The sequence below is a fragment of the Cellulosimicrobium marinum genome, assembly GCF_020551945.1.
Lineage (GTDB): Bacteria > Actinomycetota > Actinomycetes > Actinomycetales > Cellulomonadaceae > Cellulosimicrobium > Cellulosimicrobium marinum.
On sequence record NZ_JAJBZH010000001.1, the window covers coordinates 152462 to 166656 of the forward strand.

Here is a 14195-nt window from a genome sequence, read left to right on the forward strand (position 1 = left end):
TCGACGAACAACCCGGGGTTCGGCGGGCGGGTGTCAGCAGGCCGGCGGCTCGACCTCCGTCGTCACGACGGACTCCCGCTCGTCGGCGTCCTCGGACGGCCGGGCGGTGACGGTCGCGGTGTCGCCGGTGGCCGCCCCGCGCACGGCGAACGACTGGTAGGCGTTCGCGCCCGGTGCGACGGACGTGAACGTCCGCGAGCCGAACGGCGTGGCGACCTCGACGTCGAGCGCGACGTCGTCGTCGTTCACGACGCGCACGGCGACGTACGGACGTCCGGCGAGGCACCGCGGCTCGGCGGTCGTGCCGACGTGCACGCCCTCCGGCTGCCCCGGGTCGGCCGTCCCCGGAGCGAGCACGCGCAGCGCGGTGAGAGCCGGGTCGCCCTCCTGCCACGTCGTGTTCAGCGCGACGTAGCGGGCGCTCACGCCCACCTCGGCGGTCCGGCTCGGTGCCCCGGCCCGGAGCTCGCCGACGTCGGTGAACGTCAGGCCGTCGTCGCTCACGGAGACGACCGAGGCCGGTGCCCCGCCGCCCGCCCACGCGGTGACGACCTCGCCGATCTCCTGCGACCGGCCCAGGTCGACGACCATGCGGCCGTCCGGCCCGGGCACCCAGGCCGTGGACGCGTCGCCGTCGACCGCGAGCGCGGGCGACGTCATGCCCTCGGGCAGCACCGACGCGGGGAACGTCAGCGTGCTCAGCGCCAGGTCGGCCACGGGGAACGCGGTCGCGTCGGCGAAGCGGACCGTCGTGCCCGACGGCGTCGCGCTCGCCGAGCGCTCGGCGCCCGTCTCGGTGTTGCGCACCTCGACGCGGACCGGCCGGTCGCCGGCCACGAGACGCACGGTCCGCGCGTCGGGCACCGCGACCGTGACGCCCGCCGGGGCGCCGCCGCCCTGGAGCGCGACCGTCGCGCGCGGCGCGAGCACCACGGCGTCGCCCGCCGGGACGTCCACGTCGAGCGTCGACGCCTCGGCGCCCACGCGCTGCGTGCCCACGTAGACGCGCACGGCGTCCCCGTCGTGCGGCACGGTGACCGTCGCGGCGACGTCCGACGCCGTGAGGTTGAACGCGACGAGGTAGCCGTCGACGACGCTCACGTGCACGCCGTCGGCGTCCGTCGTGGGGACGGCCCGCGCGGCCTGCGCGGCGGTCGCCGCGGCGTCGCCCGGCACCATCTCGACGAGGCGCGGGCCGGTCGACCCGTCCGCGAGGCGCACCACGTGACGCGCCTGCGTCGCCTTCGAGACGCTGATCGGCGCGTCGGACCCGCGGACGACGAAGCCCGCCTCGCCCTCGACGTTGAGCCAGTCGCCCGACGACTCGAGCACGAGGTCGCCCGTGTACCGGAAGCGCGCGGCGTCGTGCCACGTCTCGCCGTCGAGCGAGGTCTGCACGCGGTACTCCTGGCCTGCGGCGGACTCCCACCCGAGCTGGACCTGCGCGACGTCGACCGGCTCGCCCAGGTCCACCTGGACCCACGAGTCGGGGCGCGTGCGGTCGTCGCGCGAGACGGCCCAGCGCGACGACGCGCTGCCGTCGGTGACGGCGCTCGCCGGGTGGGAGCCGTCCGCGCTGGACGCGGTCGCCGGCCTGCCGGCCGCCACGTCGGTGCCGTCCGGCGCGAACGCGCGCAGGTGGTACAGCGAGTAGCCGTACTCGGGGTTGCCGCGCACGCCCTGCATGCGCACGTACCGCGTCGTGACCGGCGCGGGCTCGTCGGCGCCCGCCGGGACCAGGTCCACGGTGTCGAGGCGCGAGACGTTCACGTCCGCCGGCGCCTTGCCGTAGGCGGTCTGCGTCTCCCACGTCACGCCGTCGTCCGACGTCTGCACGAGGTACCGCAGCCCGGCGCTCGCCTCCCACGCGACGCGCACCGCGCCGACGGTGGTCTGCTCGCCGAGGTCCACCTGGAGCCACGAGTCGGGACGCGTGCGCTCGGAGACCGCGACGGCCCAGCGCGTCGACGGGTTGCCGTCGGTGACGCGCGCGGCCGTGCGGCCGCTCCCGGCGTCCTCGCTCGACGCCGACGCCGGGCGGCCCGCCGCCAGGTCGGTCGTCGACTCCTCGTCGGCGTAGGCGTGCAGCGCGTACACCGAGTAGCCGTAGCGGGCGTTGCCCTGCTGGCCGAGCACGCGCACGTACCGGGCCTCGACGGGGTCGAAGGCGAGGTCGTCGACCCGCGCGGCGTTGGCGTCCGCGGGGTCGGCGGGCCGCGTGACGGGGAGCGACGCCGTCGTCTCGCCGTCGGCCGTGGTGTAGGTGCGGGAGCCGTCGAGGCCCGAGTACCCGCCCATGTCGAGGTTGCGGACGGACAGGTTCGCGTCGTCGGGGCCGGCGCCCGTGGAGGCGTAGACGGCCGACCCGGTCGGCAGGGTCACCTGCCCCGCGTAGCCGTCACCGATGCGGAACACCGACGACGTGCCCTCGAAGCCGTCGCGCGGCTCCGTGTAGGTCGTGACGTGCCGCTCGTCGACCGTCGAGCCCGTGGTCGGGTAGAGGTACGGCGTCGAGCCCGAGACGTGGAACAGCCACGAGTCGTGCCCCGGCACCCACGGGAACTTCACGAACCCCTTCTTGCTCCCGGCGGCGGCCCACGCGGCGTCGGACTGCTGGACCGTCAGGCCCGGGCCCTCGCCGAAGTCGCGCACACCCTCCAGCCCGGCGAAGAACTCGTCCTCGGGCGTCGGGACGACGGGGCCGTCCTCGTGCTCGGCGGCCTCCACGTGCAGCAGGTAGGAGATCGCGATCTCGGCGCGCGCCTCCGGCTCGTACTTCGGCTCGCCCGAGAACTTCGTCAGGCGGTCGACCGGCGCGTACGCCTGGTAGTCCTCCAGCGCGGCCGCGAGCCCCGCCTCGGCACGCGCGGCGTCGGGGTCGCGCAGCACCTGGCCGAGGAACGCCATCGGCAGGACGTCGCGCCCGTAGAGGAACTCACGGTCGGCGACCATCGGCATGAACGGCTCGCCCTGCTCCGACATGACCATCTTGATCGACTCCCACAGCTCCGCCGAGTTCGGCTGGCGCGTGAGGATCTCCGGCAGCGGCTCGTCGTTCAGCAGGAAGTGGATCGCGTTGCGCGCGCCCGACCGCCAGATGTCCGACTGGTAGTGCGGCCCGAACGACCCGTGGTTCTCCACGAGGTACGTGTCGTAGATCGTCTGCATCGTGTTCGTCGAGACCGGCTCGCCGGCCACGACGGCGGGGTTGTTGCGGTCCGCGGTCGGCTGGCCCGCCGCGTTGCGCCCCCAGTCGCCCAGCTGCTCGGCCCAGCGGCTCGCGTCCGGGTCCTCCGGCACCCACGCGAGGCCGGGCGCGAGGGCCTGCGTGTAGACGCCGGCCTCCTCCTGCGCGGTGTCGCCCTCGTGCTTGCCCGTCGGCCAGTCCGCCGTCCAGCTCCCCGAGAGCGGGTCCTTGCCGAAGTCCAGGTCGGCCGTGTACCGCGACTGCTCGACGGCGATCGTCGTGAGGTTGTCCCGCGTCGTCGCGTCGAGCTCGTCCCACATCAGCCGACCCGCGTCGAGGAAGTAGGACTGGAACGTCGAGTCCCAGAACAGCTTCTTGCCCCACGTGCCCGCCGGGTCGACGAACCGGTTCGTCGCCGCGTAGTGCTCGATCGTCGCGATCGTCTGCGCGCGCAGCTCGTCCTCCGACACGCCCGCGACCTCGGCGTCGTACTCGCCGTGCGTGAGCAGCACCGCGTTGCCGAGGACGACGGCGAAGTTCATGTCCTTGCTCTGGTAGACGCCGGCGGACTCGTCCCAGACGGACTCGACCCAGCGGGTGTGGCGCAGCAGCGCGCCGTAGAAGTCGGCGGCGATCGCGTCGGGTGCGCCGTACGCGTGCTCGTCCGTCGACGGGGACGTGGTGTCGGCGAGCGCCGGACCCCCGGGGAGGAGGAGGGCCGCCGTCGCGAGGACGGCGGCGAACGGACGTCGACGGCGCGAGCGTCTGCGCGTCGGTGCGGGCGTGGGGGTCATGGTGGTGCTCTCTCGTCGGCGTCGTCGGGAGGGGGCGGCTGTGCCCAGCGCCATTCTGACAGCGCTGTCTGGCAAAGTCCAGGCACGTGCGTGAGGTCGTGCATCGGCGCACGTGAGAAACCCCGGCCCGCCGAGGCAGTGCCCCGGTCCCGCGAGGGAGAACCCTGGTCGGGACCAGGGTTCTCCCTCGCGGGACCGGAGTACTACCTCGAGGAACCGGGGTACTCCCTCGCGCGCGTGGGCGAGAGGGTCAGCCCTTGACCGAGCCGGACATCAGGCCGCCGACGAAGTACTTGCCGAGGATGATGTACACGATCAGCGTCGGCAGGGACGCGAAGAGCGCACCGGCCATCGACACGCCGTAGTTCTGCAGCAGCGCGCCGTTCGCGAGGTTGTTCAGCGCGAGGGTGACGGGGCCGTTCTGGCTCGAGGAGAAGAACACGGCGAAGAGGAAGTCGTTCCACGCCGAGGTGAACTGCCAGATGAGCACGACCACGAAGCTCGGGATCGAGATCGGCAGGATGATCGACCAGTAGGTCCGCAGCATGCCGGCGCCGTCGACGCGCGCGGCCTCGACGAGCTCGTGCGGGACGCTCATGTAGTAGTTGCGGAAGATGAGCGTGGTGATGGGGATGCCGTAGACCACGTGGAGCAGGATCAGCGACGGCACGCCGCTGGGGATGCCCAGGTCGAGCACGAGCTGGTTCAGGGGGATCATCACGGCCTGGTAGGGGATGAACATCCCGAACAGGATCAGCGTGAAGACGAGGTTCGCGCCCTTGAACGACCAGCGCGACAGCACGAAGCCGTTGAGCGAGCCGAGGAACGCGGCGATGATCGCGGACGGCACGACCATCTGGAGCGTGCGCCAGATCGCGGGGGAGAGCTGGGTCCAGGCGGTCTGCCAGTTGTCGAGCGTCCACTCCTGCGGCAGCGCCCACGCGCGGGCCGGGGACGCGTCGCCCGCGCCCTTGAAGCTCGTCACGAAGAGCACGTACACGGGGATGAGCACGACGGCGAGGAAGAAGATCAGCGCCGCGTACTTCAGGGTGCGGGCGACACCGAACCGGTTGCGCGGACGCTCCGCACGCACCTCCCGCGGCGTGCCGACGACGTCCGGGGTGGGGACCGCCGGGGTGGAGGTCGTGGTCATCGCTTCTCCTGACGGTTGGTGCGGATCAGGTACGGCACGATGACGACGGCGACGATGATCAGCAGGATCGAGCCGACCGCCGCCGCGTTGGCGTAGTCGAAGCTCGACTTGAAGACGTACATGTCGACGGCCGGGACCTTGGTCTGGTAGTTCGACGGCTTGGAGATCGACATGATGAGGTCGAAGGCCTTGAGCGACATGTGACCGATGATGATGAGCGCCGACAGCGCGATGGGCGACAGCTGCGGGAAGATCACGTGCCGGTAGAGCTTCCACTCGCTCGCGCCGTCCATGCGGGCGGCCTCGCGGAGCTCCTCGGGGATGCCGCGGAAGCCGGCCAGGAAGAGCGCCATGACGTAGCCCGAGAGCTGCCAGATCGCGGGGATCGCGATCGCGGTGATGCCCCAGGTGACGTTGTTCCACCAGTTGTTCTGGAGGAAGTCCAGACCGACCATCTGGAACAGCCGGTTGAGGCCGCTCGCCTGCTCGTCCTGGTTCGAGTTGAGCAGCCAGCGCCACACCACACCGGACGCGACGAACGAGACCGCCATGGGGAACAGGTAGATCGAGCGGAAGATCCCCTCGCCCTTGACCGGCTTGTCCAGCATCCACGCCCACAGGAAGCCCATGATCATGGTCCCGGCGAGGAACACGACGGTGTACAGCACGAGGTTCTTCAGCGAGTGCTGGAACGCCTCGCTGCCGAGCAGGTCGAGGTAGTTCTGGAACCACACGACGACCGACGGCTGCTGCCCGGTGGCCTGCGCGGCGGTGTGGTTGTCGGTGATCGAGGTCTGGAAGTTCGCGCCGATGAGCCCGTAGACGAAGACGCCGACGAGGATCAGCGAGGGGGCGAGCATGAGCAGCGCGGGGCCGGCTCGCCGCAGGGACTTGAGCATGGTTGGTCTTCCCGGTGTCGGGGGGTGTGCGTCAGGACGGTCGGCGCGGGCCGGCCGCGCGTCGTCGGTCCGACGACGCGCGGCGGCTCGCGCGAGGGAGGCGGGCCCGGGGGACGGGCCCGCCTCCGAGGGGGTCAGCCCTGCGCGGCGGCGGCGAGCTCGGACTGGTAGGTCGCGAGGTCGGACCCACCGGTGGTGAACTTGCTCGTCGCGTCGGAGATCGCGTTGAGCGTCGCGACGGGCGTGGCGGCACCGTGCGCGAGCGAGGACACGATGGTGTCCTGGCCGAACGACTCGATCGCGGTCTGCTGGTACTCGGAGAACTCCGAGGGGTCGGCGTCGGTGCGGGCCGGGATGGAGCCCTTGGCCTGGTTGAACGCGACCTGGCCCTCGAGCGAGCCGACGGTCTCGAGCCACGCCTTCGCGCCCTCGGGGTGCGGCGCGCCCACCGGGAGGGTGAACGAGTCGGCGAGGAAGTCGAACGTGCCGTCGGTGCCCGGGACGGGGAACGCCGTGAAGTCGGTACCGAGGACCTTGTCCTGCTCCTCGAACGCGGCGACGGCCCAGTCGCCCATGACGTTGAACGCGGCGTTGCCGTCGATCACCAGCTGGGTGGCCTCGGGCCAGTCGAGCCCGTCACGGTCGCTGTTGGTGTAGCCCATGAGCTTCTCGAACTGCTCGAGCGCTCCGGTGACCTCGGCGCCCTCCCAGTCGGTCGAGCCGTCCCAGAGGCCGTTGTACGCGTCCGCGCCGAGCTCGGCGAGGAGGACGGTCTCGAGGAGGTGGACCTGGGTCCACGTCGTCGCGACGGACAGCGGCGTGACGCCCGCTGCCTGCAGCGTGTCGAGGTCGGCCATCCAGGCGTCGAGGTCCGCGTACTCGGCGGCCGGGTCGATGCCGTTGTCCTCGAGGACGGTCGGGTTGGCCCAGACGACGTTCGCACGGTGGATGTTCGACGGGATCGAGTAGATCGCGCCGTCCTCGGAGGTGACGCGCTCGACCAGGTCGGCCGGGAACGCGTCCGTGAGGCCGAACTCGTCGTACAGGTCGGAGACGTCCTCGATCTGCGCGGCGTCGATGTAGTCCTGGAGCTCGGCACCGGCGTGCGCCTGGAACGTGTCCGGCGGGTCCTGCGCCTGGAGGCGGGACTGGAGGAGGTCCTTCGCGGCGGAGCCGGCGCCACCGGCGACCGCACCGTTCACGAACTCGATGTCGGGGTGCTGCTCGTCGAACACGCCGACCAGCGCGTCGAGGCCGGCCTTCTCGGAACCGGCCGCCCACCAGGTGAAGACCTCCACCTCGTCGCTGCCGCCGCCGTTCGCTCCGTCGGTGCTGTCGTCACCGGAACCGCCGCTGCTGCACGCGGCGAGTGCGAGACCCACGAGGGCGGCACCGGCCACCGTCGCGCTCGTCCTGCGGTTGAGTCGCATCGTGATCTTTCCCTACGCCTTCTTCGGTCGTGGGGGACCCGCGGGGGAGCCGGGGGGAAGGGCTCCTCGCGGGCCGGGCGCATCGGTGCACCCTCGAACCCGACGCCCATACAACGTCGCGGGCGCCTTGATGTCAAGAAATGAACGCAACCGAGTCTCTTTCGTGATCTGACCGTCAGGACTTGGACACAACGTCCGATAAGTCCGGTGCGCTCCTGCGGGCGAGGGGTGGGTCGGGGGAGGCCGTGGATGCGGAACCTGTGCGGTGCGTGTGCAGTGACGGTTGGATGTGTTGTTTTCTGTTGGAGCATGTGTACGATCAGGGGGCGCGTCGTCGATCCACCGACGGACCGTGCCACCGCCGGCACGACACGACACGCGCGACCGTCTCGAAGGAGAGAAGTTGCGACGCCCGACCCCGCGCCCCCAGCCGGTCGCACCGGGCCCGCGATCGAGTGGAAGGTCCGACCAGATGCACCCCCACCGCAGGATCGCCCGGATCGGCGTCGCGCTCGCGACGACCGCCGGGCTCGCCGTCTCGGGACTGGTCGTCCCGGCCGCGGCCGCACCAGCCGCCGCCGCGGTCGCCAACGGCGACGTCACCGGCACCGAGTGGACCACCCCCGGCGCGGTGAAGGTCGGCCAGACGCCGGCCCGCGCCGTCATGGTCCCGTTCGACACCGTCGAGCAGGCCAAGGCGAGCCCGACCCTGTACGAGGCGGAGCGCTCGTCGCCCGACGTGCGCCTGCTCAACGGGACGTGGCAGTTCAACTACGTGTCGAAGCCCGCGGACAAGCCCGACGTGTCCGGCGTGACGAGCATCCCCGCCAGCGGTTACCAGGACATCGAGGTCCCGTCGAGCTGGCAGGTGGCCGGGCAGTACGCGGGCGCGCTCGGCACGGACTTCCCCATCTACAACAACCAGGACTACCCGTTCCAGTCCTCCGGGGGCGGCGTCGCCAACCAGGGCGACTTCGACGCCGCGCAGGCGCCGACCGCGTTCAACCCCGTCGGCACCTACATGCGCACGCTCGACCTCACCGCGGACGACCTCGCCGACAACCGGCTGATCCTGTCGTTCCTCGGTGTCGAGTCCGGCTTCTACCTGTACGTCAACGGGGCGGTCGTCGGCTACGGCGAGGACAGCTTCAGCACGTCGGAGTTCGACGTCACCGACTACGTCCACGAGGGGGAGAACCTCGTGACGGTCCAGGTGCACCGCTGGACCACGGGCAGCTTCCTCGAGAACCAGGACGGCCTGAACTTCGGCGGCATCCACCGCGACGTCTACCTCACGGTGCAGCCGGAGGTCTCGGTCTACGACTACGACGTGGAGACCACCTTCGCCGACGGGGACTACTCCTCCTCGCAGCTCGAGGTCGACGTCGACGTGGCGAACACCTCGGACGACGCCGCCGCGCGCACGGTGACGGCGCACCTGTTCGACGCCGCAGGCGACCCGGTCGGCGAGCCGGTGAGCGCGCCCGTGGCCGTCGAGCCGGGGGAGACCGGGACGGCGAGCCTCGCGACCACGGTGGAGGACCCCGCGCTGTGGTCGGCCGAGCTGCCGAACCTGTACACGCTCGTGCTCGAGCTCGCCGACGAGGACGGCACGACCCTCCAGACGTTCGGCAAGCGCGTCGGCTTCCGCGAGTTCGCGATGGCGAACGCCGGCACGTCGAACTCGACGTCGAACATGACGATCAACGGGCAGAACATCGAGTTCTACGGCGTCAACCGCGGCGAGAACGACCCCGCGTACGGCCACCACGTGCCGTACGAGAACGTCGTCGCCGACGTGCGCAACGCCAAGCAGCTCAACATGAACGCGATCCGCACGAGCCACTTCCCGCCGGACCCGCACCTGCTCGACCTGGCGGACGAGTACGGCCTGTACGTCATGGACGAGGTGAACGTCGAGTCCCACAACGGGCGCGACGGCATCAACAACACGCCGTACGCGATCGACCCGTCGCTGACCAGCCGCGACTTCCCGGGCAACGACTCCCGGTACACCGCCTCGATGGAGCAGCGGATGCGCAGCATGGTCGAGCGCGACAAGAGCTACCCGTCGGTCATCATCTACTCGCTCGGCAACGAGGCCGGCACCGGCCCGAACTTCGACACGATGATCGACGTCATCAAGGAGCTCGACGGCGAGAAGCTCGTCCACTACCAGGGCGACAACGGCAACCCGCGCGTCGACATGATCGGCGCGATGTACCCCGCGTACAACGCGGCGAACCGGCCCACCGCCGAGAAGCCGTTCATCATGATGGAGTTCCAGCACTCCATGGGGAACACGGGCGGCGAGCTGTCGCGCTACGTCGACATCATGGAGGGCTCGTACCGCCAGCAGGGCGGGTTCATCTGGGACTACGTCGACCAGTCGGCGCTCACGCTCCAGGAGGGTGCGGACACGTCCGACGGCGTGACCGAGGACGAGCTGTTCTTCGGCATGGACGGCAGCTGGCCGCAGGTCTCGGGCGACGGCAACTTCCTCATGAACGGCGTGCTGTTCCCCGACCGGTCGTGGAAGCCCGCGGCCTACGAGGTGAAGAAGCAGTTCCAGGACCTCAAGTTCTCGCAGTCCGAGGAGCAGCGCGCCGCGCACGAGGTCACGATCACGAACCTCAACCGGTTCAAGAACGCGAACTACTACGACGTCGTCTGGTCGCTCCAGGAGGACGGCGAGACCGTCCGGACGGGCACGCTCACGGACGCCGAGGCCGACCTCGCGCCGCCCACGGGCGACGTCGACGCCGGCTCCACGACGACCGTCACCCTGCCCTACGGCATCGAGGACCCGGCGCCGGGCGCCGAGTACCAGCTCCTCGTCGAGTACCGCCTGAAGCAGGACACGCCGTACGCCGACGCCGGGTACGTGCAGGGCAGCGCGCAGTTCGCGCTCGACGCCCACGGGGTCGACCAGCTCGTCGACGTCGAGGCGCTCGGGGCCGCTGCCACCGAGACCACGGACGACGCGGTCACCGTCACGGGCACGACGCCCGAGGGCTCGCCGTTCACGGTCGCGGTCGACAGGACGACCGGCCTCCTGGACACCTACCAGGTGGACGGCGAGGACCTCGTCACCAAGGCGCCCGTGGGGTCGTTCTTCCGCGCGGAGACCGACCAGAACGGCGCGGTGCGCGGCAACGCGCACAACCTCAACACCCCCGAGGGCTACCAGGGGTGGCTGAACCAGGGCGAGGACCTGCAGGACGTCTCCGTCAACACGCTCGGCGGCGACGGCGGGACCACGAAGATCGTGGTCAACGCGACCCTGGCCAACGGCAGCGCGTACACGACGACGTACACGGTCTACGCCAACGGGACGGTCGTCGTGGGCGCACGTCTCGTGGCCTCCGCCGAGGCCCCCGACCAGCTCGGCGAGTTCGGCATGATGATGCAGCTCCCGAGCCGCTTCGAGAACGTCGAGTGGTACGGGCGCGGCCCGTCGGAGACCTACTGGGACCGCAAGGCCGGCAACAACGTCGGCGTGTGGTCGAGCACGGTCACCGACCGGTTCGTGGCCTACCCCCGCATCCAGGAGAACGGCAACACGACGGACGTGCGCTGGATGGCGCTCACCGACGACGACGGGACGGGCCTGCTCGCCTCGATGACGTACGGCGAGGGCTACTCGGGCGACCCGCTCGAGGCCGTCGCGCTGCACTACACGCCCGAGGCGCTGTCCTCCTACAACTCGAAGAACCGGTACCCGTACCAGGCCGAGCGCACCGACGACGTCGTGCTGCGCGTGCTCGACCACCAGAAGGGCGTCGGCAACCTCGACTGGGGCTCCGAGCCGCCGTCGGCGATGATCCCCAAGACCGACGCCGACCTGCTCGACTACACGTACACGCTCACGCCGCTCGAGGCGGGCTCCGACCCGATGGCGCTGTCGAAGGCCATCTACCCGGCGCCGACCTACGCGCTGCTCGACTCCGTGACGATCGACGGCGAGCCGCTGGAGGGCTTCACCCCGGAGACGTTCGACTACGACCACGTGCTCCCCGAGTACTACCCGGAGTCGCTCGTCCCGGTCGTCGAGGCGACGGCGCCGCAGGGCACCACGGTGACGATCGACCAGCCGACGGGGGTCCCCGGCACCGCGGTGCTGCACGTGACGTCCGGCTCGTCGTCCGTCGACTACACCGTGCACATCGAGGCGGCGCCGGAGCGCGCACCGGTGGTGTCCGTCCCCGACCTCGTCGAGGTCCCGGCCGGCGTGTCCGGCTCGGGCGCCTACACGGGCGGCACGCCCGGCGTCGGCGACCTCCTCTACGCCTACAGCGGCTACTCGCGGATCTTCGAGAACGTGAGCGGCACGGGCGCGGGGCTGGAGACGGCGAGCGGCACCTACGCGAAGGGGTTCCAGGGCAACGCCGAGCAGATCATCGACCTCGACGTCTCGGACCACGCGGTCGAGTCCTTCTCGGCGGTCGCCGGGATCGACCCGTCGAAGTGGTCCGGGTCGGGCGCGACGCGCTCCACGGTGATCTTCGAGGTCTGGGGTCACCGCGACGTCGGCGCGCTGACCGCCGACTATTACGCGCCGATGGCGCCGGGCAGCGCGGGGACGGGGACGATCGTCACCGACGGCTGGACGAAGCTCGCGAGCAGCCCCGTGATCTCCGGCCGGAACGACTTCACGTTCGACGAGGTCCCGCTCACCTACGACGCGGACGGCACCACCGGCCGCTACCAGGCGCTGCGCCTCGTGATGAACGCGAACGGCGACAACGGGCACGACCAGGGCGTGTGGGGCGACCCGCGCATCGCGGTCGACCTGCCCGAGGACCCGCAGCTCCACGGCGTCGAGCTCGACGGCGCGACGCTGCCCGGCTTCGACCCGGACGTGCACGAGTACACCGTGACCCTCGGGTCGGGCGCCGACGTGCCGACCGTCACCGTGGACCACGACACCGGCCTGTACGTCCAGGTGCGCCAGGCCGCCCAGGTCCCCGGCACGGCGACCGTGCGCGTGGGCACCGAGCGGTACGAGATCGCGTTCGAGCGGGCCGAGGCCCCCGACGGCCAGCAGGCCTACCTGAGCGACCTCGTCACCGCGCCGGGCAGCATCACGCCCGACGGCGAGGACCAGTCGGCCGTGCTCGGCGGCAACCTGCTCTACGCCTACAGCGCGTCGGGCGGCGTGTACGTCGACCGGAGCGAGGGCGTGGACGGCGACACGGCGCTGCGCCTCGCCGACGGGGACGACGTCGTCACGTACGACCACGGGTTCGCGGGCCGTGCCCAGCAGGTCCTCGACGTCGACGTGTCGCACCGCGACGCGCTGCGGTTCACCGCGGACGTCGGCGTCGACGCGACGATGCGTCCCGAGGGGGCGGCCGTCCGGTTCGCCGTCTGGGGCGCGCGCGACGCCGCCGCCCTGACGAACGGCTACTACGCGGCGGCCGACCCGGCGTCGGGCGACCTCCCGGCCGAGGGCTGGGACGAGCTCGGCACGTCCCCCGTCCTCGCGGGCGAGGGGTACGCGGGCGACGCCGAGGCGGGCACGCACCGGTTCGACCTCGACCTCACCTGGGCCGACGAGGACGGCGAGCGTCACCCGTACGAGGCGCTGCGCCTCGTGATGCTCCCCGTCGAGGGCTCGACCGGTCCGGCGCAGGGCGTGTGGGGCGACCCGCAGGTGACGTTCGTGGGGGACGAGCTCGACGAGCCCGTCGACATGATCCGGCTGACGTCTCAGGTGAGCGAGACCCAGGCGTCGGTGGGCTACCTGCTCAGCACGGAGCCGACCGGGAAGAAGATCCGCAGCATCGCCGTGGCGTACGACGCGGAGGGCCGGGTCCTCGGCCACCAGGAGGTCACGTTCGACACCGAGGACGGCAACCAGGACGGCGACCTGCCGATCGCGCTGCCGGAGGGCACCACGCCCGCACGGCTCGCGTACCTGCTGGTCGAGGACGGCACGCTCACCCCCGTGGCGGGCGCGTGGACGCAGGACCTCGCGGCCGGCGAGGAGTCCTTCTCCCACGTGGCGCTGCGCGAGGTCGTGCCCGGCGGCGACCCGACGGTCGACGTGGCCTTCGACGGGGAGACCGGCGAGGTCACCGTGCAGGGCACCGGGCTCGCCCCGGGTGCCGTGCTCGCCCTCGAGGGCCTCGTGGAGGGCACGGACGGCCTCGACCACGTCGCGTTCGTCTCGGCCGACGGCCGGGGCGTGCTCGACCACTCCTACCCGTCCGCGGCGACCGCGCTCGACCAGGTCACGGTCCGCCTCGGCGGGCAGGGCGTGGACGGCGTGATCGAGCAGCCCGAGGAGCCGCAGGGCGTCGCGGTGACCGCGACGGCCGAGGTCCGGTGCCTCGCGGGCCGGCCGTACCTCGCGGTCCGCGTGGTCAACGACGACGACGTCCCCGTGGACGTCGAGATCGTGACGCCGTACGGGACGAAGACCTTCGCCGGCGTCGCGCCGGGGAAGAACGCCTACCAGTCCTTCGCGGTCCGTGGCGCCGAGCCGCAGGCCGACGCCGTCACGGTCACCGCTCGGCCGTCGGACGGGACCGGTGGCGAGACGGTCGTCGGCCCGGAGCACGAGGCCCCGGCCTGCGGCTGACGAGAACCCCCGAGGCGCGCCGGTCGTCCGACCTCCGGACCGGCGCGCCTCGGGCGTGCCCGCGCCCGGGCACCCCGACCGCCCGGCCCTCGACGCTGCCGGGCGTCGAGGGCCGGGCTTGGCGTCGGGACATGAACGCAGAGCGC

At 71.5% G+C, this 14195-nt stretch carries 5 protein-coding genes; 1 reads left to right on the forward strand and 4 read right to left on the reverse strand.

The genetic code is table 11. The annotated features are described in order from the left end of the window. Positions 1–33 precede the first annotated feature (33 nt). The 4 genes from LGQ04_RS00685 to LGQ04_RS00700 all read right to left on the reverse strand — a co-directional run bounded on the left by LGQ04_RS00685 (position 34) and on the right by LGQ04_RS00700 (position 7463). Positions 34–3981, reverse strand: coding sequence for a discoidin domain-containing protein (locus tag LGQ04_RS00685; RefSeq protein WP_229241556.1), 3948 nt, complete (start codon positions 3979–3981; stop codon positions 34–36). Positions 3982–4231: 250 nt separating this feature from the next. Further along, the gene (locus LGQ04_RS00690) at positions 4232–5134 is read right to left on the reverse strand and encodes a carbohydrate ABC transporter permease (protein WP_229241557.1); all 903 of its coding nucleotides are present in this window, start codon (positions 5132–5134) and stop codon (positions 4232–4234) included. Continuing rightward, on the reverse strand, positions 5131–6033 hold the full coding sequence (locus tag LGQ04_RS00695; RefSeq protein WP_229241558.1) for a carbohydrate ABC transporter permease: 903 nt from the start codon (positions 6031–6033) through the stop codon (positions 5131–5133). The genes LGQ04_RS00690 and LGQ04_RS00695 overlap by 4 nt, the downstream gene beginning before the upstream one ends. A gap of 134 nt (positions 6034–6167) precedes the next feature. Continuing rightward, positions 6168–7463, reverse strand: coding sequence for an ABC transporter substrate-binding protein (locus LGQ04_RS00700; protein WP_229241559.1), 1296 nt, complete (start codon positions 7461–7463; stop codon positions 6168–6170). Between the two features lie 472 nt (positions 7464–7935). On the opposite strand from LGQ04_RS00700, the gene LGQ04_RS00705 reads away from it, so the two are divergent. After that, positions 7936–14049 carry a glycoside hydrolase family 2 TIM barrel-domain containing protein gene (locus LGQ04_RS00705; protein WP_229241560.1) on the forward strand — a complete coding sequence of 2038 codons (6114 nt, stop codon included), beginning with the start codon at positions 7936–7938 and terminating at the stop codon, positions 14047–14049. The last annotated feature ends 146 nt before the right edge of the window (positions 14050–14195 follow it).

Excerpts from the sequence above, each read along its gene's own strand:
- LGQ04_RS00690 (WP_229241557.1), bottom strand. The coding sequence starts at position 5,134 with ATGACCACGACCTCCACCCCGGCGGTCCCCACCCCGGACGTCGTCGGC.
- LGQ04_RS00695 (WP_229241558.1), bottom strand. The coding sequence starts at position 6,033 with ATGCTCAAGTCCCTGCGGCGAGCCGGCCCCGCGCTGCTCATGCTCGCC.
- LGQ04_RS00700 (WP_229241559.1), bottom strand. The coding sequence starts at position 7,463 with ATGCGACTCAACCGCAGGACGAGCGCGACGGTGGCCGGTGCCGCCCTC.
- LGQ04_RS00705 (WP_229241560.1), top strand. The coding sequence starts at position 7,936 with ATGCACCCCCACCGCAGGATCGCCCGGATCGGCGTCGCGCTCGCGACG.
- LGQ04_RS00685 (WP_229241556.1), bottom strand. The coding sequence starts at position 3,981 with ATGACCCCCACGCCCGCACCGACGCGCAGACGCTCGCGCCGTCGACGT.